This is a genomic window from Balneatrix alpica DSM 16621, assembly GCF_000619885.1.
In the GTDB taxonomy this organism is placed as follows: domain Bacteria; phylum Pseudomonadota; class Gammaproteobacteria; order Pseudomonadales; family Balneatricaceae; genus Balneatrix; species Balneatrix alpica.
The window spans coordinates 487,181-509,882 of the sequence record NZ_KK211039.1 but is presented as its reverse complement, the minus strand read 5'-3'; the positions used below and the strand labels follow the sequence as shown (position 1 = coordinate 509,882).

Annotated in this window: 23 protein-coding genes; 15 read left to right on the top strand and 8 right to left on the bottom strand. The window is 54.2% G+C overall.

Annotation, left to right across the window (positions count from 1 at the left end; all coding sequences use genetic code 11):
- The first annotated feature begins 105 nt into the window (after positions 1 to 105).
- Positions 106 to 1,539: a glyceraldehyde-3-phosphate dehydrogenase gene (locus tag Q334_RS0111720; protein WP_211249531.1), complete on the top strand. Its 1,434-nt coding sequence runs from the start codon at positions 106 to 108 to the stop codon at positions 1,537 to 1,539.
- An 83-nt stretch (positions 1,540 to 1,622) separates the two neighbouring features.
- Here Q334_RS0111720 and Q334_RS18965 read toward each other — a convergent pair whose 3' ends face one another.
- Positions 1,623 to 2,774, bottom strand: coding sequence for a DUF484 family protein (locus Q334_RS18965; RefSeq protein WP_051527753.1), 1,152 nt, complete (start codon positions 2,772 to 2,774; stop codon positions 1,623 to 1,625).
- 142 nt (positions 2,775 to 2,916) lie between these two features.
- On the opposite strand from Q334_RS18965, the gene Q334_RS0111710 reads away from it, so the two are divergent.
- Positions 2,917 to 3,141: a hypothetical protein gene (locus Q334_RS0111710; RefSeq protein WP_027313374.1), complete on the top strand. Its 225-nt coding sequence runs from the start codon at positions 2,917 to 2,919 to the stop codon at positions 3,139 to 3,141.
- Between the two features lie 49 nt (positions 3,142 to 3,190).
- Positions 3,191 to 4,324, top strand: a complete 1,134-nt coding sequence (locus Q334_RS0111705) for a methyltransferase (protein ID WP_051527752.1) — start codon at positions 3,191 to 3,193, stop codon at positions 4,322 to 4,324.
- A gap of 3 nt (positions 4,325 to 4,327) precedes the next feature.
- Here Q334_RS0111705 and Q334_RS0111700 read toward each other — a convergent pair whose 3' ends face one another.
- Both Q334_RS0111700 and Q334_RS0111695 read right to left on the bottom strand, forming a co-directional pair.
- Complete coding sequence (locus Q334_RS0111700) at positions 4,328 to 4,588, bottom strand: hypothetical protein (RefSeq protein ID WP_027313372.1); 261 nt, start codon at positions 4,586 to 4,588, stop codon at positions 4,328 to 4,330.
- Positions 4,560 to 5,312, bottom strand: a complete 753-nt coding sequence (locus Q334_RS0111695) for a coiled-coil domain-containing protein (RefSeq protein WP_027313371.1) — start codon at positions 5,310 to 5,312, stop codon at positions 4,560 to 4,562. Before Q334_RS0111695 ends, Q334_RS0111700 begins: the two co-directional genes overlap by 29 nt.
- Positions 5,313 to 5,374: 62 nt before the next feature.
- Between Q334_RS0111695 and Q334_RS18960 the strand changes: the two genes are divergently transcribed.
- Entirely contained in the window at positions 5,375 to 6,259 is an 885-nt protein-coding gene (locus Q334_RS18960; RefSeq protein ID WP_051527751.1) for a glutamate cyclase domain-containing protein, read from the top strand.
- A gap of 42 nt (positions 6,260 to 6,301) precedes the next feature.
- Here Q334_RS18960 and Q334_RS0111685 read toward each other — a convergent pair whose 3' ends face one another.
- Positions 6,302 to 6,814, bottom strand: coding sequence for a glycine cleavage system protein R (locus Q334_RS0111685; RefSeq protein WP_027313370.1), 513 nt, complete (start codon positions 6,812 to 6,814; stop codon positions 6,302 to 6,304).
- A 208-nt stretch (positions 6,815 to 7,022) separates the two neighbouring features.
- Between Q334_RS0111685 and ylqF the strand changes: the two genes are divergently transcribed.
- A complete protein-coding gene (ylqF, locus tag Q334_RS0111680; protein WP_027313369.1) occupies positions 7,023 to 7,925 on the top strand; it encodes a ribosome biogenesis GTPase YlqF in 903 nt (300 codons plus the stop codon).
- The gene (locus Q334_RS0111675) at positions 7,915 to 8,517 is read left to right on the top strand and encodes a hypothetical protein (protein WP_027313368.1); all 603 of its coding nucleotides are present in this window, start codon (positions 7,915 to 7,917) and stop codon (positions 8,515 to 8,517) included. Before ylqF ends, Q334_RS0111675 begins: the two co-directional genes overlap by 11 nt.
- Before the next feature lie 116 nt (positions 8,518 to 8,633).
- Here the strand turns inward: Q334_RS0111675 and Q334_RS18955 are convergent, their stop codons facing one another.
- A complete protein-coding gene (locus tag Q334_RS18955; protein ID WP_051527750.1) occupies positions 8,634 to 9,245 on the bottom strand; it encodes a YecA/YgfB family protein in 612 nt (203 codons plus the stop codon).
- An 85-nt stretch (positions 9,246 to 9,330) separates the two neighbouring features.
- Here Q334_RS18955 and recQ point away from each other — a divergent pair, with 85 nt between their 5' ends.
- The 3 genes from recQ to panP all read left to right on the top strand — a co-directional run bounded on the left by recQ (position 9,331) and on the right by panP (position 13,642).
- Positions 9,331 to 11,451, top strand: coding sequence for a DNA helicase RecQ (gene recQ / locus Q334_RS0111665; protein ID WP_027313367.1), 2,121 nt, complete (start codon positions 9,331 to 9,333; stop codon positions 11,449 to 11,451).
- Positions 11,448 to 11,888: a YqaA family protein gene (locus Q334_RS0111660; protein ID WP_027313366.1), complete on the top strand. Its 441-nt coding sequence runs from the start codon at positions 11,448 to 11,450 to the stop codon at positions 11,886 to 11,888. Before recQ ends, Q334_RS0111660 begins: the two co-directional genes overlap by 4 nt.
- An 83-nt stretch (positions 11,889 to 11,971) precedes the next feature.
- On the top strand, positions 11,972 to 13,642 hold the full coding sequence (gene panP, locus Q334_RS0111655; RefSeq protein ID WP_027313365.1) for a pyridoxal-dependent aspartate 1-decarboxylase PanP: 1,671 nt from the start codon (positions 11,972 to 11,974) through the stop codon (positions 13,640 to 13,642).
- Here panP and Q334_RS18950 read toward each other — a convergent pair.
- A complete protein-coding gene (locus tag Q334_RS18950) occupies positions 13,614 to 14,255 on the bottom strand; it encodes a YitT family protein (protein ID WP_051527749.1) in 642 nt (213 codons plus the stop codon). The genes panP and Q334_RS18950 overlap by 29 nt on opposite strands.
- Positions 14,256 to 14,775: 520 nt before the next feature.
- Here Q334_RS18950 and purE point away from each other — a divergent pair.
- Together purE and Q334_RS0111640 are read left to right on the top strand one after the other, a co-directional pair.
- Positions 14,776 to 15,270 (top strand): 5-(carboxyamino)imidazole ribonucleotide mutase, encoded by a 495-nt coding sequence (gene purE, locus Q334_RS0111645; RefSeq protein WP_027313364.1) that lies wholly within the window; start codon positions 14,776 to 14,778, stop codon positions 15,268 to 15,270.
- Complete coding sequence (locus Q334_RS0111640; RefSeq protein WP_027313363.1) at positions 15,267 to 16,346, top strand: 5-(carboxyamino)imidazole ribonucleotide synthase; 1,080 nt, start codon at positions 15,267 to 15,269, stop codon at positions 16,344 to 16,346. Before purE ends, Q334_RS0111640 begins: the two co-directional genes overlap by 4 nt.
- Positions 16,347 to 16,397: 51 nt before the next feature.
- Here Q334_RS0111640 and ttcA read toward each other — a convergent pair whose 3' ends face one another.
- Both ttcA and gltA read right to left on the bottom strand, forming a co-directional pair.
- A complete protein-coding gene (gene ttcA, locus Q334_RS0111635; RefSeq protein ID WP_035461368.1) occupies positions 16,398 to 17,306 on the bottom strand; it encodes a tRNA 2-thiocytidine(32) synthetase TtcA in 909 nt (302 codons plus the stop codon).
- Between the two features lie 128 nt (positions 17,307 to 17,434).
- The gene (gltA, locus tag Q334_RS0111630; protein WP_027313361.1) at positions 17,435 to 18,715 is read right to left on the bottom strand and encodes a citrate synthase; all 1,281 of its coding nucleotides are present in this window, start codon (positions 18,713 to 18,715) and stop codon (positions 17,435 to 17,437) included.
- 508 nt (positions 18,716 to 19,223) lie between these two features.
- On the opposite strand from gltA, the gene sdhC reads away from it, so the two are divergent.
- The 4 genes from sdhC to Q334_RS0111610 are packed head-to-tail and all read left to right on the top strand — an operon-like array spanning position 19,224 to position 22,439.
- On the top strand, positions 19,224 to 19,601 hold the full coding sequence (gene sdhC, locus Q334_RS0111625; RefSeq protein ID WP_027313360.1) for a succinate dehydrogenase, cytochrome b556 subunit: 378 nt from the start codon (positions 19,224 to 19,226) through the stop codon (positions 19,599 to 19,601).
- A complete protein-coding gene (gene sdhD, locus Q334_RS0111620; protein WP_027313359.1) occupies positions 19,595 to 19,942 on the top strand; it encodes a succinate dehydrogenase, hydrophobic membrane anchor protein in 348 nt (115 codons plus the stop codon). The genes sdhC and sdhD overlap by 7 nt, the downstream gene beginning before the upstream one ends.
- A 3-nt stretch (positions 19,943 to 19,945) precedes the next feature.
- The gene (sdhA, locus tag Q334_RS0111615) at positions 19,946 to 21,718 is read left to right on the top strand and encodes a succinate dehydrogenase flavoprotein subunit (protein WP_027313358.1); all 1,773 of its coding nucleotides are present in this window, start codon (positions 19,946 to 19,948) and stop codon (positions 21,716 to 21,718) included.
- Between the two features lie 10 nt (positions 21,719 to 21,728).
- The gene (locus Q334_RS0111610) at positions 21,729 to 22,439 is read left to right on the top strand and encodes a succinate dehydrogenase iron-sulfur subunit (RefSeq protein WP_035461366.1); all 711 of its coding nucleotides are present in this window, start codon (positions 21,729 to 21,731) and stop codon (positions 22,437 to 22,439) included.
- Positions 22,440 to 22,702 lie beyond the last annotated feature (263 nt).

Genomic DNA, 22,702 nt, shown 5'->3' with positions numbered 1-22,702 from the left:
CCAAAATGCTAACAAAGCAGGTATCGCTAGCGTTTGCCCGGCTCGGCATAAACAGGGATAATTGGCGCGCCCGAAACCCTCTCCTCGACATTGAAGGAAACACCCGTGAGTCAAGAAAAAGTGTTTGCCGAGTGGAAAGAACGTGAATCCGTTGCCGAGTCGATGATTCCCCTGGTGGGTCATCTGTACCGTGAGCGCAACGTTGAGATCTCTGTCTACGGCAAGGTCATTGTCAATCGTTCTGTGATCGACATCATCAAGGCCCACCGTTTCGCTCGCCAGATCACTGGCACTGAGTTGTCAGTTTTTGACACTTACCCCATTTTGCAAGCATTGAGCGAGCTCAATGTGTATGCCGCCCATGTGGACATTGGCAAGCTGGCTGAGCGTTATGCTGAGCAGGGCCAAGATCAGGATCTGTTGGCTTTCCTGCGTGCTGAACTGGCGGATGCCCCGCAAAACAGCCGTGAAGGTCAGGGAACTGATGTTGTGCTCTACGGCTTTGGTCGCATCGGTCGTTTGCTGGCGCGTATCCTGATCAGCAAAACCGGTGGTGGTCAAACCATGCGCCTGCGTGCCATCGTGGTACGTAAAGGCAGTGCTGATGATTTGGTTAAGCGTGCCAGCCTACTGCGTCGCGACTCTGTGCATGGCTCTTTCCGCGGTACGATCACCGTGGATGAAGAGAACAATGCCATCATCGCTAATGGTAACGTGATCAAGGTGATCTATGCTGATGCCCCTGACACCATTGATTACACCAGCTATGGCATTAGCAATGCGCTGGTAGTGGATAACACCGGTAAGTGGCGTGATGCTGATGGTTTGTCTTTGCACCTGCGCGCTACGGGTGTGGCCCGCGTACTGTTAACGGCTCCTGGCAAGGGTGAGCTGAAGAATATCGTGATGGGGGTTAACCATGGCGATATTACGGCGGAAGACAAGATTCTGTCGGCGGCGTCCTGTACCACTAACGCTATCGTGCCGGTACTAAAAGCAGTTAACGACAAGTTTGGTCTGGAGTACGGCCACGTTGAAACCGTGCACTCTTATACCAATGACCAGAACCTGATCGATAACTACCATAAGGCAGATCGTCGTGGTCGTGCGGCGCCCCTGAACATGGTTATTACTGAGACAGGTGCAGCAAAAGCGGTGGCTAAGGCGCTGCCTGAGCTGACTGGTAAGCTGACCGGTAATGCGATTCGTGTTCCCACGCCTAACGTGTCTATGGCAATCCTTAACCTGACGCTGAAGCAGGATGTCACCAAGGAAGAGCTGAACGACTACCTGAGCTGGATGGCGCTGCACTCTGAGATGCAGAAGCAGATCGACTTCTCCACTTCTCCCGAAGCGGTCTCTTCTGACTTTGTTGGCTCCCGTGCCGCTGGTGTGGTTGATGGCTTGGCAACGATCGTCAGCGGTAACCGTTGTGTGCTTTACGTATGGTACGACAACGAGTTTGGCTACTCTTGCCAGGTGGTGCGCATCATGCAGCATCTGACTGGTTCAACTCTGCCGGTTTTCCCGAAAGAGTAAGAGAGTGGTATTAGCTGAAAAGGGCCTCTATGGCCCTTTTCTTGTTTATGGGGGAAGTCGATGCAGGTAGTAATGCTAGCGAGTTAGTGGTCAAACAGCGGCGGCAGTGAGATGGCCTCTTCTTCGCCGCTGCGCTCGCTGAACACCACCTGATTGCGGCCATTGCGTTTGGCCTGGTATAGCGCGTTATCAGCTTCTAGCAGAATTTGGGTGGCAAGTGAAGGAGCGGGACGCTGGCCGCCATGGGGGGTGTAGGTGGTAAGGCCGAGTGATAGGGTCAGCGTGAAAGACTGCCCTTGGCTGTTCTTGAGTACTTTTTTGCCGGTTTGTTGGCGCATGCTTTCCGCAATGCGCAAGGCTTGCTCGTGATCACAGCCGGGGAGCAGAACGGCAAATTCCTCGCCGCCATAGCGGGCAATAATGTCGGTTTGGCGCACCTGTGAACGTAGTACCTCCGCCACCTGGGTTAAGGCTTTATCGCCTGCAGGGTGGCCGTAGGTATCATTGATGCGCTTGAAGTGATCGATGTCGACCAATAAGCAAGAGAGCGGATAACTCCCTTGGCAGGCTCGCTCCAGTCCTTCTTTTAAGGCTTTGTCAAAGTAGCGGCGGTTCCATAGCTGGGTCAGGGCATCGCGCAAGCTGAGTTGGCGTAAACTCTCTTGGTTGATGGTGTTTTCAATGCAGACCGCGGTAATGGAGGCAAAGTGATGGAGCATGTCTTGCCCCTGGCTTTGGTGATAGCGCTGGGGATGTTGACTCCCCAGTACCAGGGCGCCAATCAAATGCTCCTGACGGCACAGAGGCAAAATGGCATGGCTCTTAATTTGGCTTGGCCAACCTAGCTCATGGTACTGCAGTGGTGAAACGGCGCCTAAACGGGGTTCGCTTTGATTAAAACGTTGGCGCAGTAGGTCGTACGAGGATTCCAGGCGTAGGCCGAGCTGGCTTAATTGACTGAAGGACTCACCTAATAGCTCTTCAATTTTTTGCTCTGGGTCGAGTAGCCAGAGTCGTACCCCATCCAGCTTAAAGCTTTGTAATAGCCCTTCCAGAAGAGTATCAAGCAATTTGCTCAGGGTGTTGGCTTTGAGCAGTTCCAGCTCCAGTGCGCGAAAAGTATTGAGCGCCAACTGGTGTTGCTGGGCATCTTGCAGCAGCTCATTGAAGGCTTGCTCAAGCTGAGCATAGCGCTCTTCAAGGCTGGGCTGTTGAGGCGCGCTGGCGTCTGACATGGAAAGCGGAATCTGCCAAAAAAGGGGCTAAAAGTGTGCCGGATCGCGGATTATATCGGCTTTGTCGCCGGCGAGTGTAGTTGAAATGTCTGCTTTTGTAACCCAAGGAGCAAAGCAGGCACTGTACTGAAGGAGTCACCTTATGGAGTCTCACCGAGTCAAGATGCAAATTGCTGTCCCGAAAGCTTTTGTCGAGCGTTGCCAGCAAAGGCAGGCTGATCCAGCTGAAGTATTAACGGCGCTGTTGGAGGAATTGGTGAATTTAAATCCGAACTTCCACAAAGAAGCTGAAGCGTTGTTTATGGAGGCGATAGAAGACGCTACCCGTTTGCATACTTACAGCCAAGATCGTGATGACTGGAGTTAACGCTGGGGCTTGAGCCCATGTACAATGCGCCTCTGCTTAGGAGGTGCCTGTGCAAGCGGAATTTGAAACTCCCTGGTGTCGATTGATGTTAAGTCGTTACCCCGATGAGGGTGACCGTGAATTGCGTGCGTTTGATGCCGCCGATCATTATGCGTTAGAGCAGCTCTCTGCCATTTTTACTGGCCCTGGTCAGCCGGCGCGGGATAAGCGCATTTTGATCCTCAATGATAGCTTTGGTGCCTTGGCCTTAGCACTGCGTGAGTCAGATCCTGTTAGCGTGGGTGATTCCTGGCTGGCGCAGGAGGCTGCACGGCGTAATGCAGCCAGTAATCAGCTCACTCCTCCCCAGCTTTATTCCGACCTTGAGGCGCCTCAGCAGCCAGTGGATGTTGTGCTGTGGCGTTTGCCGAAAACCCTGGCTTATATGCAAGATCAGTTGGGGTTGATCCGGGCCTGTGCTGGCCCCGATACCCTGGTGCTGGCGATTGGAATGGTGAAGCACTGGAGTAACGGCCACTTTAAGGTATTGCAGCAACTGGGAGAGGTGCAGCTTGGTTTGGCCAAACGCAAGGCCAGGGTGGTGCAGGTGAAGCTGACACAGCCTGCCAGTGGTGCCTACCAATTTGGATTGAGTCATTACGAGGTTGCTGAGTACGGCTGGCGCTTGGGGGAACACTCCAATGTATTCAGCCGCGGCAGCCTGGATATTGGCAGCCGGGTGTTGTTACAGCATCTTCAACTTGAGGAGGGGCTGCGAGTTGCCGACCTGGGGTGTGGTAATGGGGTGCTAGGCTTACGTGCGCTTGGCTTACAGCCAAGCTCTGCACTGAGTTTTCATGATGAGTCCTTTATGGCTTTGGCCTCTGCAAAGCATAACCTGATGCATAACCTTGGTCCGCAGTGTGAGGCGCAGTTCAGTATTGGTGATGGTTTGCAGGGGGTGGAAGCGGGGAGTTTTGATCTTATTCTCAATAACCCGCCGTTCCATCAGCAACAGGTGGTAGGGGACTTTATTGCACGGCGCATGTTTCGCCAGGCTGCTAAAGCGCTGGCGCCCGGTGGGCGTCTGTGGGTGATTGGTAACCGACATCTGGGTTATCACCAAAGTTTAAAGCAGCAGTTTCGCCAAGTGCGTCAGCTGGCGGCAACCCCCAAGTTTGTTCTGCTGGAAGCGGAAAAATAATCACTAGGGAGTTTCGTCCAGCAGACTAAAGGAAATAAAAGTCAGCAATAGGGCAAGGCCCACGATCAACGCAGGATGGCCGAGGCTGAGCATGGTAATGCCACCGAAGGTCCAGAGGGTGCGCACTTTTTTGACTTTGCGTGAATGCTTACTGGTAAAGGCGCGACCGTAGAAGTGTTGGGGGTCGCGTCTTCTACCTGTCATCCAGGGCATTTCCCAGGGGGCTTGTAAACGCTTAAGCAGGTTTCTCCAGGCCTTTCGCATGTCGACCTCCAGCGTCAGCTTGGTGTCGCTGATCGTTTGACTCAGCATAAAGATCAGTAAAGGGTTGGGAGTCGGTGGAGGCGACGTTCACTTCTGCCATCCGCGACATTAATGCCAGTTCATCTTCCAGTTCTTGCTGGCGATGCTGCAGGAGTTCAATCTCTGCCACCATACGTTTGCTGTCTTGGGCAAAGCGCGCCACCAGGGTTTTGGCCTGATTGAGTTCCATTTCCAGCTGGGTAATACAGTTTTCTGCCTCTTTCAGCATCCGTTGCTGATTTTGTAGTGCGTTGTTTTGCTCATCAAGATAGCGTTGCTTGGTGGTTTCGTCGTGGGCTTGGGCTAGCTGGTCTTTTAAGTCGTGGATGAGTTGTTGTTGCTCTTTTACCAATAAACGCAATTTGTGCAGTTCATCTTCATGATCTAGTTGAGCAACGGCTTGTTGTAATACCTGCAGGCGGTTCTCTTCTACCATGACATAGCCGGGGGGGAGTTCAGGTTTACGCTCACGTGCTTGCAATAAGGCGCGACGGGTTTTGTCCGCCTGTTGCACGAGCTGGCTATGTTTATGCAGCAAGTCTTTGTTGAGGCCATGCATCTTGAGCTTGTATTGCTCAAATTGGCTTTGTAGTTTGAGTTGGCGTCGGTGGTAAACCGCCAGCAGTAGACAGAGTAGCGCGATTATTTGCACGGATAGCCAACCCCAAAGCTCCATGATGTCCATTGCTTTGCTCCTGCAGGGTAGTGGTCAGCATGTTAATAGGGGTAATCAAGAGTAAAAAAAGTATGAGTACACAACATTGGCGTAGTGTGTCGCCTGACACGTCCTCCTGGCAGTTGGGATTAGGTTTGGAGTCCCTGCTGTTACAGCAAGGCAAACGTGGGATGGAGCAGGTGGCCGCTAGTCTGGAGCCGGGCTATTTAGCCCGCAGCCTCAACCATCTGGTCCATGCGCAGGGAGAGGTATGGCTGCTGTCCGGATTTCCGGTGGGGGATACTTTTGAAAATGATGGCCCCCTGGGTGCGTTGGCGCTGGCTCGTGCTTTGCAGGCTGCTAAACGCCCCTGTCGTTTACTTTGCTCACGGCCATTGTTTGCCTATATGCAGGAGCTGTTGCCCTGTACCGAGTTCCCGATTATGGGGCGGGAAGCGAGTCAGTCATTGGCAATGCAACTTTTAACGACCCATTCACCTGCCCTGTTGCTGGCTATTGAGCGAGTCGGGATGGCGGCGGATGGTCACTATTACAGTATGCGCGGGCAGTGTCTAAGTGGTCGGGTAGCAGAGCTTGATTGGTTAGTGCGTGAGGCGGAGTGTCCGGTGATTGCCATTGGTGATGGCGGTAATGAAATTGGTATGGGTAAGGTGAACCAGGCCTTAGCTTCTTTGCCCATTACCCCCTGCGTGACGGGTTGTACGGAGTTGATTCCAGCAACGGTGTCGAATTGGGCGGGTTATGTACTGGCAGCCTGGTTGATGGCTCTGCAAGGCCGCTTCTTACATGAGGTATTTGACTTACAGCACGAAGCGCAGCGGATGCAGCAGGCGGGAGCAGTCGATGGTCTGACCGGCCAGGCCGAGCTGAGTGAGGATGGTTTTGCTTTGCAGCAGGGGGTGGCTCTAGTGGAGCAGGTCGAACAGCTGCTAGGTCAGTATTATGTGCTGTCCTAAGTGAAGGGGAGAGCAGCGCGGCAGCGTGCCGCGCTGTAGTGATTAGTCTTGACGCAGGCTAATGTCCACCATTAAGTCATTAGCGATAGCTTCAAGGTTGGATTTGAGCACATCCAGATCCAGCTCATCCGGTACACTGAGGCGGGCCAGGGCGCGGAACATTAACTCGCCAGACATACTGCCGCTTTCCACCTGGGTATCCAGCTTTTCAATATTGACTTCCAGGGCGGCGAGAATCGTGGTGATTTCCTTAACGATACCTGGTTGGTCCTGACCTAACAGATCGAGAAACACTTTACGGCGGTTAGGTAGGGGCTGGCTGCTACCGGGTTGAATTTGCACCTGCAATCCATACTCGACCAAATCGAGCAGAGCATGGCGGAGGGCATCCCCCTGACTTTCCGGTAAGGTGATGCGGATAATGCCAGCAAAACGACCTGCCAGGCGGGCGAGGCTGCTCTCTTCCCAGTTCCCTTGATGATTTTGCACGCAGCGGGCGATACGCTCGAGTAGGCCGGGACGGTCTTCGGCCATGACACTGAGAATCCACTCCATAAGACAACTCCTTTCTGAACAGGGGGAGGGCGTATATAATGCTCGGCCCCTGAGGCAGCTGGGTTAACCTTGTTAACTCTAGACCGCTGGGGTGGGGCTGTCAGCTTAGAATGGGCTTGATGTCGCTTTTAAGCTAAATGCTGGCACTTTGGTCAAAGGCTTGGTCAGTGGCCAGGCGGTGGCTGAATTGCAGATAAGAGAGGTGAGTGTGAGTATTCAATGGTTTCCCGGCCACATGCATAAGGCGCGCAAGGAAATTGCCAAGGCGATGCCGGAAATTGATGTGGTAATTGAGGTGTTGGATGCCCGCTTACCCTATTCCAGTGCTAACCCCATGGTGGCCAAGCTGTGCCAGGGCAAGCCGGTGATCAAGTTGCTGAATAAGAGCGACCTGGCCGACCCTGCCCATACAGAGCAGTGGGTTAACTGGTTTCGCCAACAGGATAATGTCACGGCATTGGATGTGTGTATGGAGCAGCCCAAGGCGTTGAAGCGCCTACCGGAGCTCTGTAAGAGCCTGTTCCCGATTCGGGCAGAGTCTGGCCGCAATGTGCGGGCGATGATCATGGGGATTCCCAACGTGGGTAAGTCCACCATCATCAATACTCTGTTTGGTCGTAAAATCGCTAAGGTAGGCAATGAGCCTGCTGTTACCCGGGCGCAGCAACGGGTGTTGCTGAAGGAAGGTATGGCGCTGTCGGATACCCCCGGTATGCTGTGGCCGAAGATTGAAGATGTTGATGCCTCTTATCGTTTGGCGGCCAGCGGTGCGGTACGGGATACCGCGATGGCTTACGAGGAAGTGGCATTGTATTTGGCTGGTTTACTACGCCGCCGCTACCCGGATGCCTTGTTACAGCGTTATAAGTTAAAGACGTTAGCTGAGGATGATCTGACCCTGGTGGAAGACATCGGTCGTAAGCGTGGATGTCTGCGTGCAGGTGGGGTGGTGGAGTTACACCAGGCCTCTGAACTATTAATTCAAGAATTACGCGCCGGTCACTTGGGTCGCATTACTCTGGACACAGTTGCAGAGTGGGAGACCAAGCTGGCGGAAGAAGCGGCCCAGGCGGCTGCACTGCAAGAGCAGGAGTCTGATAATGAGTCGTGATAAGAAGAAACGTACCGGTGGGGCAGAGCGCCTGTCCCCTGGTAAAGCGAAGAAAGAAGCCAAGGCACTCAAACCGGTACGTCGGGATGCTAATCCCGAGCTGAAGAAGCTGTACCGGGATCGTTGGCTGGCGCGCAATAAAAAAGTGAAATCGGTGTATCAGCGTTTTGTTGACGAGCAGGATGGGGAAGAAGATCAGGTGCAATTATCTGGCCGCTCGGCTCCTGCTGCCTCGTCCAATACACCGCGCAGCAGTCGGGTTTTGCAGAACCTGCAGCGTCTGCAGGCGGGTAAAGAGATGCTTAAACCTCAGGCCAATGTGGCGGAGGTGGAGGCTAAGCCGCAAACAAAAGCGCAGCCTGCACAACCTGAGCTGGTGGTGGAGCCACCCTTCCCCGGTGCAGAGAAAGACCAGCGTTTAATGTCGATCCTCAAGCGTATGCAGCAAGGCCGCAAAGTGGATGAGGCGGAGCTGGAGTACTTCGATCAGGTCATGGCCAAGCATGAAGACGAGATCGATTGGCTCGAAGATGAGGGTGAGGACGATCTGTGGGATGCGTTTGAGCGTAGTGGCCGGGGGCCAAAGGCCTAAGTGTCCACTGCTAGGCTCCCCCATTATTAGGCTCAGGGTACGCTGAGCTGAGCCGTGTTGGAGTAGATATGCAAAAGGCCCTTAACGGGCCTTTTGCATTAGGTCATAGCGCGAGATTAGTTCACTCGCGGACCTGGGCGACCATTTTTGCCCCCTTTGTTTTCCGCTGGTGCGCGGAACAACAGATACAGGTCGGTGAGCAGGTCGGGGATTTCGTCACAGAACTGCTGAGTCATCTTGGCATTCTTGCGGATGGCGCGCAGATCGGGGTCTTCAAACAGATCGGATGCCAGCATGATCGGCAGCATCAGTTCAGCGACTTCACTTTCGTGTTCGTCAAACCAGGCGGCTTCGTCCAGATAAACCCCTTCCATAAAGGCCTGGGCCCAGCTGGTCAGCAAGCCTTCTTCATCATCCAGGGTCAGGTCGCAGGGTAGTTCCAGCGGTTCTTCACCTTCCAGTTCGGCCTTGAGGGTTGTCAGCTCACGCTCTAGCAGGCTGATGATCAGGCTTTTCTGTTCTTCACTTTCCCAGCCCGGCTCTTCGGTAAAGATCGCCTCTAGCCAGGTTTCACGGCTGATTGGCTTGGGGCAGATGGCAACGGCAGTCAGTAAACCGTGGATGCCAATGTAGTCCAGCGCTTCCTCGGAGACCGCAGGAGAAAACAGAAAATCTTCGAGTTGCTCGAACTCTTCATCGCTCAGGGGATGGGCTAGGGGCTGGTTCATCTGTCAATCCTCTACAAGGGGGCTGCATTGTAACTCAGCTGCCAGCCGATGACACCTGTATGGCTTTCGCGGATAATGCGCCCCCATGATTGAACAGGCACGCACATTACTCAAGCAGCTGTACGGCTATGACCATTTTATTGGTCAGCAGGAGGCGGCTATCCGCGCGTTACTGGCGGGGCAGTCCAGCCTGGTGCTGATGCCCACCGGCGGTGGCAAGTCACTGTGTTACCAGCTGCCGGCACTGATTTTGCCCGGAGTGGCAGTGGTGGTTTCCCCCTTGATTGCTTTAATGCAGGATCAGGTGGCTAATTTACAGCGCTTGGGAGTGCGGGCGGCCTGTGTGCACCAGGGGCTGGAAGCAGAGGCCCACAGCCAGATTCTGCAGCAGGTACGCCAGGGGCTGTTGGATTTGCTCTATATCTCGCCGGAACGCTTATTGCTTGGCTCGATGCTGGAGCTGCTAGAGCGTTCCCCTTTGGCGCTGTTCGCCATCGATGAGGCGCACTGCCTGTCTCAATGGGGGCATGACTTCCGTCCGGAGTATCGACAGTTGTGCCAGCTGGTGCAGCGCTTTCCGCAGGTGCCGCGCCTGGCATTGACGGCCACCGCAGACCCGCAAACTCAGCAGGAAATAATCAGCCAACTGCAGTTGCAGCATTGTCTGGTGTCCAGCTTTGATCGGCCCAATATTCGTTACCGGGTGCATGCCAAACAAGGGGGAAAGCAGCAGCTATTGCAGTTTATTCGCCGTGAGCATCCCCATCATCCCGGCATTATTTATTGTGGCTCACGTAAAAAAGTCGAAGAGTTGCAGGGTTTTTTGCAAGCACAAGGCTATGCGGCCTGGGCGTACCATGCGGGCATGCCGCACCCTCAGCGGGAGGCTAATCAGGCCGCCTTTTTAGCAGCGGGTGAAGGGTTGATGGTGGCGACTCTGGCGTTTGGCATGGGGATCGATAAACCCGATGTGCGCTTTGTTGCCCACATGGATATGCCGCGTAGTTTGGAGGCCTATTATCAGGAGAGTGGGCGTGCAGGACGGGATGGCCGTCCGGCGGATGCCTGGATGCTGTATGGCTTGCAGGATGTGCTCTTGGCGCGCAAGCGCTTGGCGGAATCCAACTTGAGTCCGGAGCGGCGTCAGTTGGAGCTGCGTCGGCTGGAGGCCATGCTGCAGTTCTGCGAGGAGGCCAGCTGCCGTCGTCAGCAGCTGTTGCACTATTTTGGCGAGCAGATTGAGCCCTGTGGCAATTGCGATAACTGTCTCCACCCTCCTGCTCGCTGGGATGCGACCGAGGCAGCACGCAAGGCGTTGTCGACGGTATACCACACCCGGGGACAGGGAGGCGTCGCCACTCAGGTGGAGGTGCTGCTTGGCAAGAGCAGCCTGAGTGTACGGGCACATGGGTTCACCCAATTGAGCACCTTTGCCCAAGGGCGGGAGTTAACCGCCAGTCAATGGAAGCGACTCTATCGCCAGTTGATGGCGAAGGGATTGTTAGACTGGCAGGGGGATGACTACCAGCTGCTCAGTTTGACGGAGGCCTGTCGCCCGTTGTTACGGGCCGAGCAGACACTGTGGCTGCGGGAAGAGGGGCAGGACGAAGGCTATCAGGCCAATCGCTTACGTTTGCGGGTCAGTGGCCAGCAGCGTGTACTTTGGGAAGCGCTGCAGCGGCAACGGCGTGAACTGGCGGAGCGGCAAAATCTGCCGCCTTATCAAATCTGTACCGATGCCACTCTGATGGCCATGTTGGAGCACCGCCCACAAAATGAGACACAGCTGGCGCGTCTGCCCGGTATGAATCAGGAACGCTTGCGCTTGTATGCAGGCAGCTGGTTAGCATTGTTGCGTTTGTATCAGCAGCAGGATGGGCAGGACTCCAGGCTGACGGCTGATACCCATGAAACCCTGGCGCTGTTCCGCGTTGGGATGGAGCCTGGGCAGATTGCCAAGCAGCGAGTCTTACCCGAAAACCGTATCTATGCTGATTTGGCAGCGGCTATTAAGGCCGGGGCCTTGCGTATTACCGAGGTGTTGGAGTGGCCCAGTTGGCAGTTGCGTGAGGTGCGTGAGGTGTTGCAGCAGCTGGAGCAAGATGGCCAGGGCGCAGTGTTGCAGCGGGCGTTTCAACACTTTGATGGACGTTTTCCCTTCGGTGAACTGCGTTGTCTGCGGGCAGTGCCTGAGGATGGGCTGTGAGCCTGGGTTTATTAGGGCTGTTTGTGACGGCGATGTTAGCCGCGACTCTGTTGCCCGGCGGCTCAGAAATTGCCTTGGTGGCGTGGTTGCAGCAAGCGCCGGAGCAGTGGTGGCAGGGTTGGTTGGCCGCTACCCTGGGCAACAGTCTGGGTAGCCTGATTACCCTGGCAATGGGGCGTGGTTTGGCTTGGGGGGTGATGCGTCAGCGTCAACAACCTGCCCAGCTGTCGCGGTGGCAGCAGCAGGCAGTCAACTGGCTGCAGCGTTATGGACATTACGCCTTGTTCTGGTCGTGGTTACCCTTAGTGGGGGATGCCTTGCCGCTGGCGGCGGGTTGGTTAGGTTTGCCTTGGGGGCGTTGCGCATTCTGGATCCTGTTGGGCAAGGGGGTGCGCTACGCAGTGTTGCTGCTGGGCTTGGGGTATTTCCTTAGTTAGGGACAGGTTACAATGCCGCGGCGGGAGCTGCCGGGGATATCCTGGGGGTGCCCCTGGCTTGATGGGACTGCTGGGATAGAGCGATGAGTGCAAAGCAAGGCAACAGCATCGATAAACACGCGGAGGCCAGTCTGGCCAACCTGGAGCGTATTTTCACCCTGCCTGAAGGGGCTGATTCGACCCTGATGCGTTTGGACCGGGAGATTTCTGAAAATCTCGCCGGTTTTTTGCGTGAACGTATTGTGGCTGTGGAGAAAGACCTGGCTGAGGTGGAGCAGGACTTTGCTGAGAGTCGTTTGCCGGAGCAGCCGCGTTTTGTGGCGGAGCAGGTCGAGTTCTTATTAGAGAAGCTGGTGGCCCACTCGGTGCACACCGCTGCTCCCAGTTTTATTGGTCACATGACCTCGGCACTGCCGTATTTCATGTTGCCCCTGTCCAAAATTATGATTGCCCTCAACCAGAACCTGGTTAAGACCGAAACCTCCAAGGCTTTTACCCCGCTGGAGCGTCAGGTATTAGGGATGCTACATGGCCTGATCTATGAGCAGGATGATGCATTCTATGAGCAATGGATGCATAACCCGGACGGCCATCTGGGGGCATTTTGCTCGGGTGGCACCGTTGCCAATATCACTGCGCTCTGGGTCGCGCGTAATCGTGTTTATGGGCCGCGTCCGGGCTTTCGTGGTATTGCCCGTGAGGGTTGGTTGCGGGCGCTGCGTCACTATGGCGATGAAGGGGCGGTGGTGCTGGTATCAGAGCGCGGCCATTACTCCCTGAGTAAGGCGGTGGATGTGCTGGGGATGGGGCGTGATGATCTGATTGCTATCCCCACTGATGGGGCAAATCGAATTGATATTGCTGCTTTGCGTCAACGCTGCCAGCAGCTGAAACAGCAAAACATGCGGATTATGGCGATTGTCGGAGTAGCAGGTGCAACCGAGACGGGTAGCGTCGATGATCTGCAGGCCTTGGCAGCAGTCGCCAAGGAGTACGCTGCTTATCTGCATGTTGATGCTGCCTGGGGTGGCCCGACGCTGTTCTCAAATCGCTATCGTCATCTGTTGGCAGGGATTGAGCAGGCTGACTCGGTGACCATCGATGCCCATAAGCAAATGTATGTGCCTATGGGGGCGGGTATGGTGTTGTTTAAAGACCCCCAGGCGCAGCAAGCCATTGTGCACCATGCCCAGTACATTATTCGCAAGGGGTCCCGTGATTTAGGCAGCAGCACCTTGGAGGGCTCTCGTCCTGGGATGGCTCTGCTGGTGCATTCAGGTCTACATATTCTGGGGCGACAAGGTTACGAACTGTTGGTCAATAGTGGCATCGAACGAGCCAAGGCCTTCGCCAATCTGATCAAGGCGGATAGCCACTTTGAATTGATCAGTGAGCCGGTACTGAATATTTTGACGTATCGCTTATGCCCGCAGGCATTGCAGCATTGGTTGCAAGGGGCCGATCCAGAGGCGCGGCGGCAGGCCAACCTCTTGCTGAATCGGTTGACCCGTCAGTTACAAAAGACCCAGCGGGAGCGGGGACGGGCATTTGTATCCCGTACCCAGCTTAATCCAGAGCGTTATCAGCGCCTGGATACCCTGGTATTCCGGGTCGTGCTCGCTAACCCGCTCACCACGGATGCAATTTTGCAGCAAATTCTGCAGGAGCAATGGCAGCTGGCGCAGGAGCCGCAGTTTGCCGAAATGTGGCAACAGTTAACGGCGCTCAGTGCTTTGCCGTTGCCTGGGCCTTAACCGCCGGACTTTCCAACTTGGCAGGCCCTTGCGGGGTCTGCCCATTGGGTTTGTAGCGGCCGATAATCGATCCCATCAGAATGATTACCAGCAGGGCGTTGCTGGCTTGTTCAAAGCCAAATAAAAACAGCGCTGTGCCGACGGTCATGCCATCAATGACCAACAGGGTCAGGCCGCGGTTTAAGCCAATGCGTTTTTCCAACCAGAGTACCAGGATGGTAAAGCCGCCGGAGGAGGCATTGTGCTGGAACAGGGTAATGATACCGAAGGCCAGCAGCGCACCACTGGCGAGGGCCCCCCAGAGCGGGTACTGCAACTGCAGTTGCACGTTATGGCTGAGCAGATCGGTAAAGACCGATAGCAGGGTGACGGCAATCAGGGTGCGCAGGGTGAACTGCCAACCTTTTTCCCACACAGCCAACAGATAAAAAGGCAGATTAAGCAGAAAATACAGGGTGCCAAAGCTGATCCCTGGTAACAGGCGATCAAGGATCAGGGTCACCCCGGTAATCCCCCCCGTCGGGACGCTGGTCGCCTGCAAAAAAAGCACGCCCAATGCCATTAGGAAAGAGCCTTCAACCAGCCCCATCCACGCATGTGCTCGTTGTTTCATAATTCACCTAAATTCAATCACTAAACGGATGCTGACGGGCATCCAAAGGGGCGCCCCCTGCAAAAGGGCGCGTTGTTGTGCTGTACCGGAATTAATGCGTGTATTGAATCGAGGGGGTAAGGCAGAGAGCATGATCCCGGCCGAATAGCCATTCATTAGGCTTGGAAGCGCTGCTACGAATGCGGCGCATAGGCGGGATTTTTAACAGGGAAAGGCTGCCACTCAAAAAAGAGGCATAGGAACACTGCCTGGCGAGACACCAGTCGAACACATAGCGTTGACGTGTACGGAGATGGGTATGCATGGGCGGTGATTAAAAAATAAACAATAAAGGATGAGGGCGCGCGGCATTCTAGAACAAGCGGACAAGAAATAGAAGCGCTGCACAGCTAAAAGAGCGGAAAAAGCCGCTGCAATCATTGGTATCTGAGTTACAATAGCGCGCTTGGCAGGATAGGGTGCCGCTGCGATTTCAGTGGGCGGACTACCTGGTTAGCAACCCAGCAGAAGAATGAAGGCTATGAAACCTCTGGTTGGCATCATTATGGGCTCCAAGTCCGATTGGGAGACCATGTCAAACGCGGCATCGCTGCTTGAGCAACTGGGCGTGCCCCACGAAGTGCGGGTCGTATCCGCTCACCGTACTCCTGATCTGTTATTCGATTATGCCGCGAGTGCCAAAGAGCGCGGTATTGAAGTCATTATTGCGGGTGCCGGCGGCGCAGCGCACTTGCCGGGGATGGTAGCGGCCAAAACCGCATTGCCGGTGTTGGGGGTGCCTGTCCAGTCCAAAGCGCTGAGTGGGATGGACTCACTGTTGTCCATCGTACAGATGCCAGCGGGTATTCCGGTGGGAACCCTGGCCATTGGCAAGGCGGGGGCCAGCAATGCGGCTTTGCTTGCAGCCAGCATCCTGGGTAACAAGTACCCACAGTTCGCCGAGGCACTGGAACAATTCCGTCAGAATCAAACCGATACCGTCCTGGCTCAGCCAGACCCGCGGGAGGCAGTGTGAAGTTAGGTATTCTTGGTGGCGGCCAACTGGCCCGGATGTTGGCATTGGCGGGCTACCCGTTGGGACAGCGTTATGTGTTCTTTGATCCCAGTGCGGAAGCCTGTGCGGGGCAGGTGGGGGAGCTGTATTGTGCTTCCTATGATGATGAGCGTCAGTTAGAAGCCTTTGCCAATGCGGTGGATTGCGTCACCTTTGAATTTGAAAATGTGTCCTTGGATAGCGCACGCTTTTTAGAGCGTCATGTGCCGGTCTACCCCACGGCTGAAGCCTTGGCTGCTACTCAGGATCGCTTGACGGAAAAGAGTCTGTTTCAGCGTTTAGGTATCCAGACCCCTGGCTTTATGGCGGTGAGCTCGCTGGCGGATCTGCGCCAAGCCGTAGAGCAGTTGGGTTTGCCCCTGGTGCTGAAAACCCGCCGTTTTGGCTATGACGGTAAAGGTCAGTTTGTTGTTAAAGCGGTTGCTGATATTGATGCGGCCTGGAAAAGTTTGGGTGGTGTGCCTCTGATTGCGGAGGCTTTCGTGCCCTTTAGTCGTGAGGTTTCCGTGGTGGCGGTGCGGGGACGTGGCGGCGATGTGGCGTTTTACCCGCTGACTGAAAATGAACATCGGCAGGGGATTCTGCATCTTTCCCGGGCGCGGGCAGAGGATGTGATGACGGCCCAGGCGCAGGACTATGCCAAGCGCCTACTGGATGAGCTGAACTATGTCGGCGTATTGGCGCTGGAGCTGTTTCAGGTCGGCGATCAGTTGTTGGCCAATGAGTTTGCACCACGGGTGCACAACTCAGGGCACTGGACAATTGAAGGGGCTGAAACCAGTCAGTTTGAGAACCATGTACGGGCAGTGAGCGGATTACCGTTGGGCAGTACCCGGGTGCTGGGGCCGGTGGCCATGCTGAACATTATTGGGACTTTCCCGCAACGTGATGAGGTGTTGCAGGTGGCGGGCGCTCATTGGCATGACTACGGTAAGGCACCCCGTGAGGGACGTAAAATCGGCCACATTACCTTGACTGCGCCAACAGAGGCGGAGTTGGAGGCCAACATTGCTCAGGTGGCAGCATTGCTGAGCTAAGGCTTGGGCAGAAACAAAAACGGCAGCTTCGGCTGCCGTTTTTGTTGTGGTCTATTGCAGGTTGAGAGTCTGCACCATGGTGAGGCTGTCAACCGGGTTGCCGCCTGCATCCTGGCGCGGGAAGCTGGGAGGGTCAAAGGCCATGTCGCCGTCTTGGCGTGGTGTGCCGTCGGCGATCAGATTGGCAAAGTCAAAGAGTTTGGTGTCGGCCAAGTGGGAGGGCACCACATGACACATGGCGCGGAAAATGTTCTCAATCCGGCCAGGGAAGCGTTTGTCCCAGTCCTGCAACATTTCTTTGGTGGCCTGACGTTGCAGGTTGTCCTGGGAGCCGCAGAGGTTACAGGGAATAATGGGAAACTCTTTTAGCTTGGCAAACTTGCTGATGTCTTTTTCACGGCAGTATGCCAGGGGGCGAATCACCATTTGCTGGCCATCATCACTTACCAGCTTAGGGGGCATGCCTTTCATCTTGCCGCCAAAGAACATATTGAGGAACAGGGTTTCAATAATGTCGTCGCGATGGTGGCCCAGGGCGATTTTGGTGGCACCCAGCTCGGTGGCAGTGCGGTAAAGAATGCCACGGCGCAAGCGTGAACAGAGCGAACAGGTGGTTTTTCCTTCGGGGATTTTTTCTTTAACGATACTGTAGGTGTCTTCTTCAACAATGCGGTATTGGATACCCAGCCCACTGAGGTAGTCGGGGAGGATGTGCTCGGGAAAGCCGGGCTGTTTTTGATCCAGGTTGACCGCGATCAGTTCGTACTTAATCGGCGCATACTTTTGCAGGGTTAGCAGCAGCTCTAGCAGGGTGTAGCTGTCTTTACCGCCAGACAGGCAAACCATGATGCGGTCGCCATCTTCAATCATATTGAAGTCATGGATGGCTTGACCCATCGAGCGCAGCAGACGCTTTTGTAGTTTGTTGAGGTTGGTGATTTGGGATTTGCTGAGGTCCATGGTGGCCGCTCGGTGGTTCATAACAAAATAAAGGCGGGCATTATAGCGGGGCTTGGCCCCAGAAAAAACCAAACCGCCCGAAGGCGGTCTGGTGGCAGCGCAATATCAGTCAAGATATTGGCGTGGCATTACTTTTTCGGATAGTCGCGCTGGGTAGCGCCGGTGTACAGCTGACGCGGACGGCCGATGCGATTTGGAGAAGAGTGATGCTCGTGCCAATGGGCGATCCAGCCAATAGTGCGTGACAGGGCGAAAATCACGGTAAACATATTGGTGGGAATGCCGATCGCTTTCAGGATGATGCCGGAATAGAAATCGACGTTGGGGTAGAGTTTGCGCTCAGCGAAGTAGGGGTCTTCGATGGCGATCTGCTCCAAGCGTTTGGCGATTTTCAGTAAGGGATCATCTTGTTTGCCGAGCTGGGACAGTACTTCGTCACAGGTCTGCTTCATTACCTTGGCGCGCGGATCGAAGTTCTTGTAAACCCGGTGACCAAAGCCCATCAGGCGGAAGGGATCGTCTTTATCTTTGGCGCGGTCAATAAACTCGGGAATACGGGATTCGTCACCGATTTCTTCCAGCATGCTCAATACGGCTTCGTTAGCACCACCGTGTGCCGGTCCCCACAGGGCTGCAATACCAGAGGCAATACAGGCGAAGGGGTTGGCACCGGAAGAGCCAGCCAGGCGAACGGTAGAAGTGGAAGCGTTCTGCTCGTGATCGGCATGGAGCAGGAAGATGCGATCCATTGCCTTGGAGAAGACTGGGTTGGGTTTATATTCCTCGCAAGGAGTAGCGAACATCATATGCAGGAAGTTTTCCGCATAGTTCAGATCGTTGCGGGGGAACATAAAGGGCTGGCCAGTGGAGTACTTGTAACACATGGCGGCCAGGGTCGGCATCTTGGAAATCAAGCGGAAAGCTGCGATTTCACGGTGAGTCGGATCGTTGATATCCAATGAGTCGTGGTAGAAGGCGGATAGGGCGCCGACTACGCCACACATGATGGCCATCGGGTGAGCGTCACGGCGGAAACCGCGATAGAAGAAGCTCAGCTGCTCGTGCACCATGGTGTGCTTTTTAACAGTGGCAATAAAGTCAGCTTTCTGTTCGGCATTGGGTAGTTCGCCGTACATCAGCAGGTAGCAGACTTCCATATAGTCGGAATGCTCAGCCAGCTGATCAATTGGATAGCCGCGGTGCAGCAATACGCCTTTGTCGCCATCGATGTAGGTAATTTGCGATTCGCAGGAGGCAGTCGACATGAAGCCAGGGTCGTAGGTGAACAACCCTTGCGCAGTTAAGCCCCGTACATCGACGACATCTGGCCCCATAGTGCCGGCAAGAACAGGCAATTCTATGGTTTCATCCAGACCATCGATTTTTAGATACGCTTTTTTGTCAGCCATCGGTGGCTCCTATCTATTATGTTGGACTCATCACCGGCGGAGTGCACTATAAAGGTGCGGGCCGGTTGCATTGTCTGAGCGGCCCTGATGCTAAGGACGTCCCCACTATATTGGCAAAAAAACCTTTGTCAATTGTCAGCAGTCTTAGACAAAAGCTATATGGACGCTCAGGACAGAGCGAGTATTAATCCTTTATTAGTGTGGCTTGGATTGAGTTTCAATATGAGTTGTATGGATTTTGATCAGCTCTTGTGTCGACAATTTTTGTGCCCATAAAGTCATGCTAAATGCTGCGCGAAGCCTCATGGATACTTGGCCTGATAACACTATTGGATAATGGGTAGCAGCTATGGTTGCGTTGTCAAGGGAGGGGCAACTGACTATACTGTCCCGCCGAAAACTCCAGGTTGTGCAAGTGCGCAATGCCGCATAATCAGTTTTCGTATCAAGTGCTTAGCGCTTCCCTTAATAATCCTGCCGGAAAGGCAGTCATAAGGTGTAGAGAGCCGTGAACAAAAAACGACCAGTCAACCTTGATCTGACGACCATCAAGCTTCCCTTGCCTGCCGTATCGTCGATCCTGCACCGAGTAACAGGCGTAGGTCTGTTCTTGGGGTTGGTGTTCATGATGTATGCGTTCGATGTATCGCTGGAATCAGAACAGGGGTTTAACGATATCTCCGCTATTTTGCGTGACAGCTTTTTCGCCAAGCTGATTGCTTGGGGTCTGTTGGCCGCACTCTTTTATCACTGTGCCGCGGGCATCAAACACTTGCTGCAGGATTTCGGCTACGCCGAAGAGCTGGAGTCTGGCACCTTGGCCGCTAAGGTCACTTTGGGTGCGGGTGTGGTGTTGGCTTTGATCGCGGGGATTTGGATATGGTAACGACTATTACAAGTTTTGGTCGTAGCGGCCTTTATGACTGGATGATGCAGCGTATTACTGCGGTAGTGCTGCTGTCTTACACCCTTTTTATTGTTGGTTACCTGATGTTGAATCCGGAGCTGACTTTTGCCCAGTGGCAGGCTTTCTTTGCTCAAACTTGGGTGCGCATTTATAGCCTGTTAGCCCTGCTCTCAATTGGTGCTCATGCCTGGATTGGTATGTGGCAGGTTTCCACGGACTACATCAAGCCCACTGGTATCCGCTTTTTGTTTCAGGCGGTATGCGGCACCCTGATGTTTGTTTATGTGGTTTGGGGTATTCAGGTACTGTGGGGTCTGTAAGCGATGACAAATCTACGTACTATCAATTTTGATGCAATTGTAGTTGGTGGTGGCGGTGCCGGTATGCGTGCGGCGCTGCAACTGACCCAGTCGGGCTTGAAGACTGCCTGTGTGACTAAGGTGTTTCCGACCCGTTCTCATACGGTATCTGCTCAGGGTGGTATTACCTGCGCTATCGCGAGTGCTGATCCGAATGATGATTGGCGCTGGCACATGTATGACACCGTTAAGGGGTCTGACTATATCGGTGACCAGGACGCGATTGAGTATATGTGCTCTGTAGGTCCTCAGGCAGTTTTTGAATTGGATCATATGGGACTGCCGTTCTCCCGTACTGAGACAGGTCGTATTTATCAGCGTCCTTTTGGTGGTCAGTCCAAAGACTTTGGACGTGGCGGCCAGGCTGCGCGTACTTGTGCGGCAGCTGACCGTACTGGACATGCGCTGTTGCATACTCTTTATCAGGCTAACCTGAAGGGTGGTACGACTTTCTTTAACGAGTGGTATGCGGTAGATCTGGTGACTAACCAGAAAGGCGCGGTAGTGGGTGTCATCGCTATCTGCATCGAGACCGGTGAAGTCGTTTACATTAAAGCGTTGGCAACCGTATTGGCGACTGGTGGTGCGGGTCGCATCTATCAATCCACTACCAATGCACACATTAATACCGGCGATGGTGTGGGTATGGCGCTGCGCCTGGGCCTGCCTATGCAGGATATGGAAATGTGGCAGTTCCACCCCACTGGTATCGCTGGAGCGGGGGTGTTGGTGACCGAGGGTTGCCGTGGTGAAGGTGGTTATCTGGTAAACAAGGACGGTGAGCGCTTTATGGAGCGTTATGCTCCTAACGCCAAAGACCTGGCTTCCCGCGATGTGGTGGCTCGCTCCATGGTAATGGAGATTCTGGAAGGTCGTGGTTGTGGTCCCAATGGTGATCACGTTTATCTGAAGCTGGATCACCTGGGCGAAGAGGTACTGCATAGCCGTCTGCCAGGTATCTGTGAACTGTCCAAGACCTTTGCTCACGCTGACCCGGTGAAAGAGCCGGTTCCTGTTGTGCCGACTTGTCACTATATGATGGGTGGTGTGCCCACCAATGTGGGTGGTCAGGCGATTACTCAGGATGCCAACGGTCAGGACGTGTTTGTTGATGGCCTGTTTGCCTGTGGTGAAGTGGCTTGCGTATCTGTTCACGGTGCTAACCGCTTGGGTGGTAACTCTCTGCTTGACCTGGTGGTATTTGGTCGTGCGGCGGGTCTGCACATCGAGCGTCTGGTAGCGGACGGTTATGATGCTGATGCTGCTAGTGAGTCTGATATTGAGCGTGCAATGGCACGTTTGAACCGCCTGAATAACTCTACTTCTGGTGAGAGCGCGGTTGAAGTTCGTAATGAATTGCAGCGCATCATGCAGTTGTACTTCGGTGTGTTCCGCGATGGCGAGAATATGCAGAAGGGCTTGAAGATGCTCGAAGATCTGCGTGAGCGCGTAAACAACGTGCATCTGTCAGATAAGAGCAATGCCTTCAATACTGCTCGTATTGAAGCTCTGGAGTTGGAAAACCTCTACGAGGTCGCTATTGCTACTGCTTATGCAGCCGAAGCGCGTAAGGAAAGCCGTGGCGCCCATGCACGTTATGACTACCCTGAGCGGGATGACGAGAACTGGTTGAAGCACTCGTTGTTCTTCCCGGTAGACAAGCGTGTTGGTAAGCGTGACGTAAACTTCGCGCCTAAGACCGTTGAGGCCTTCCCGCCCAAAGCTAGAACATATTGAGGTATTGCTCATGACTATGCTGCAAGTCAGTGTATATCGCTACAATCCGGAAACGGACGATGCGCCCTATATGCAGGAAGTTCAAGTTAACACCGGCGGGCGTGATTTGATGGTGTTGGATGTGTTGCACCTGATGAAAGAGCAGGATGCGACTCTGGCATTCCGCCGCTCCTGCCGCGAGGGTGTGTGTGGTTCTGATGGTTTGAATATCAATGGCAAAAACGGTTTGGCTTGTATCACTCCGTTGTCAGCCTGCGTAGAAAATAACCGTCTGGTACTGCGTCCTCTGCCTGGTTTGCCGGTTATCCGTGACCTGGTGGTGGATATGTCGCAGTTCTATCAGCAGTACGAAAAGATCAAGCCTTACTTGATCAACAATACTCCTGCTCCTGCTATTGAACGTTTGCAGTCCCCTGAAGAGCGGGAGAAGTTGGATGGCCTGTACGAGTGTATTCTCTGTGCTTGCTGCTCAACCTCTTGCCCATCTTTCTGGTGGAATCCAGACAAGTTTATCGGTCCTTCCGGTTTGTTGCAGGCCTATCGCTTCCTGGTTGATAGCCGTGATACGGCTACTCGTGAGCGTCTGGCAGAACTGGATGATCCGTTCAGTGTATTCCGTTGCCATGGCATCATGAATTGCGTCAATGTCTGTCCGAAGGGACTTAATCCCACTAAGGCAATAGGCAAAATTCGCACCATGTTGCTGCAACAGGCCACCTAAGAGCCTGCTGGTGTTCGCCGACCGGAAAATTCCGGTCGGTTTTACATAAAAAGCTTATGAAGTGGCGCAAAATTCAGTAGAATATCGCGTCGCCTAATAAGGCGTAGTGATTACCTCTTTAGTTCTAATAGGTAGTTGCTATAAAAGAATCAGGCTCAAGCCTGGCAAGCACAAGCTAATACTGGTAACCACCAAGCTAAGGGGAATGGGGCAAACCCTCTATCGACTCTCGGTTCAGCGGGCGTAGAGTCATTAAAGAACCA

What these genes read in the sequence shown, in the direction of transcription:
- Q334_RS18965 (WP_051527753.1), bottom strand. Translation starts at nt 2,774, where the DNA reads ATGTCAGACGCCAGCGCGCCTCAACAGCCCAGCCTTGAAGAGCGCTAT.
- Q334_RS0111710 (WP_027313374.1), top strand. Translation starts at nt 2,917, where the DNA reads ATGGAGTCTCACCGAGTCAAGATGCAAATTGCTGTCCCGAAAGCTTTT.
- Q334_RS0111700 (WP_027313372.1), bottom strand. Translation starts at nt 4,588, where the DNA reads ATGCGAAAGGCCTGGAGAAACCTGCTTAAGCGTTTACAAGCCCCCTGG.
- Q334_RS0111695 (WP_027313371.1), bottom strand. Translation starts at nt 5,312, where the DNA reads ATGGACATCATGGAGCTTTGGGGTTGGCTATCCGTGCAAATAATCGCG.
- Q334_RS18960 (WP_051527751.1), top strand. Translation starts at nt 5,375, where the DNA reads ATGAGTACACAACATTGGCGTAGTGTGTCGCCTGACACGTCCTCCTGG.
- Q334_RS0111685 (WP_027313370.1), bottom strand. Translation starts at nt 6,814, where the DNA reads ATGGAGTGGATTCTCAGTGTCATGGCCGAAGACCGTCCCGGCCTACTC.
- Q334_RS0111675 (WP_027313368.1), top strand. Translation starts at nt 7,915, where the DNA reads ATGAGTCGTGATAAGAAGAAACGTACCGGTGGGGCAGAGCGCCTGTCC.
- Q334_RS18955 (WP_051527750.1), bottom strand. Translation starts at nt 9,245, where the DNA reads ATGAACCAGCCCCTAGCCCATCCCCTGAGCGATGAAGAGTTCGAGCAA.
- recQ (WP_027313367.1), top strand. Translation starts at nt 9,331, where the DNA reads ATGATTGAACAGGCACGCACATTACTCAAGCAGCTGTACGGCTATGAC.
- panP (WP_027313365.1), top strand. Translation starts at nt 11,972, where the DNA reads ATGAGTGCAAAGCAAGGCAACAGCATCGATAAACACGCGGAGGCCAGT.
- Q334_RS18950 (WP_051527749.1), bottom strand. Translation starts at nt 14,255, where the DNA reads ATGAAACAACGAGCACATGCGTGGATGGGGCTGGTTGAAGGCTCTTTC.
- purE (WP_027313364.1), top strand. Translation starts at nt 14,776, where the DNA reads ATGAAACCTCTGGTTGGCATCATTATGGGCTCCAAGTCCGATTGGGAG.
- ttcA (WP_035461368.1), bottom strand. Translation starts at nt 17,306, where the DNA reads ATGGACCTCAGCAAATCCCAAATCACCAACCTCAACAAACTACAAAAG.
- gltA (WP_027313361.1), bottom strand. Translation starts at nt 18,715, where the DNA reads ATGGCTGACAAAAAAGCGTATCTAAAAATCGATGGTCTGGATGAAACC.
- sdhD (WP_027313359.1), top strand. Translation starts at nt 19,595, where the DNA reads ATGGTAACGACTATTACAAGTTTTGGTCGTAGCGGCCTTTATGACTGG.
- sdhA (WP_027313358.1), top strand. Translation starts at nt 19,946, where the DNA reads ATGACAAATCTACGTACTATCAATTTTGATGCAATTGTAGTTGGTGGT.
- Q334_RS0111610 (WP_035461366.1), top strand. Translation starts at nt 21,729, where the DNA reads ATGACTATGCTGCAAGTCAGTGTATATCGCTACAATCCGGAAACGGAC.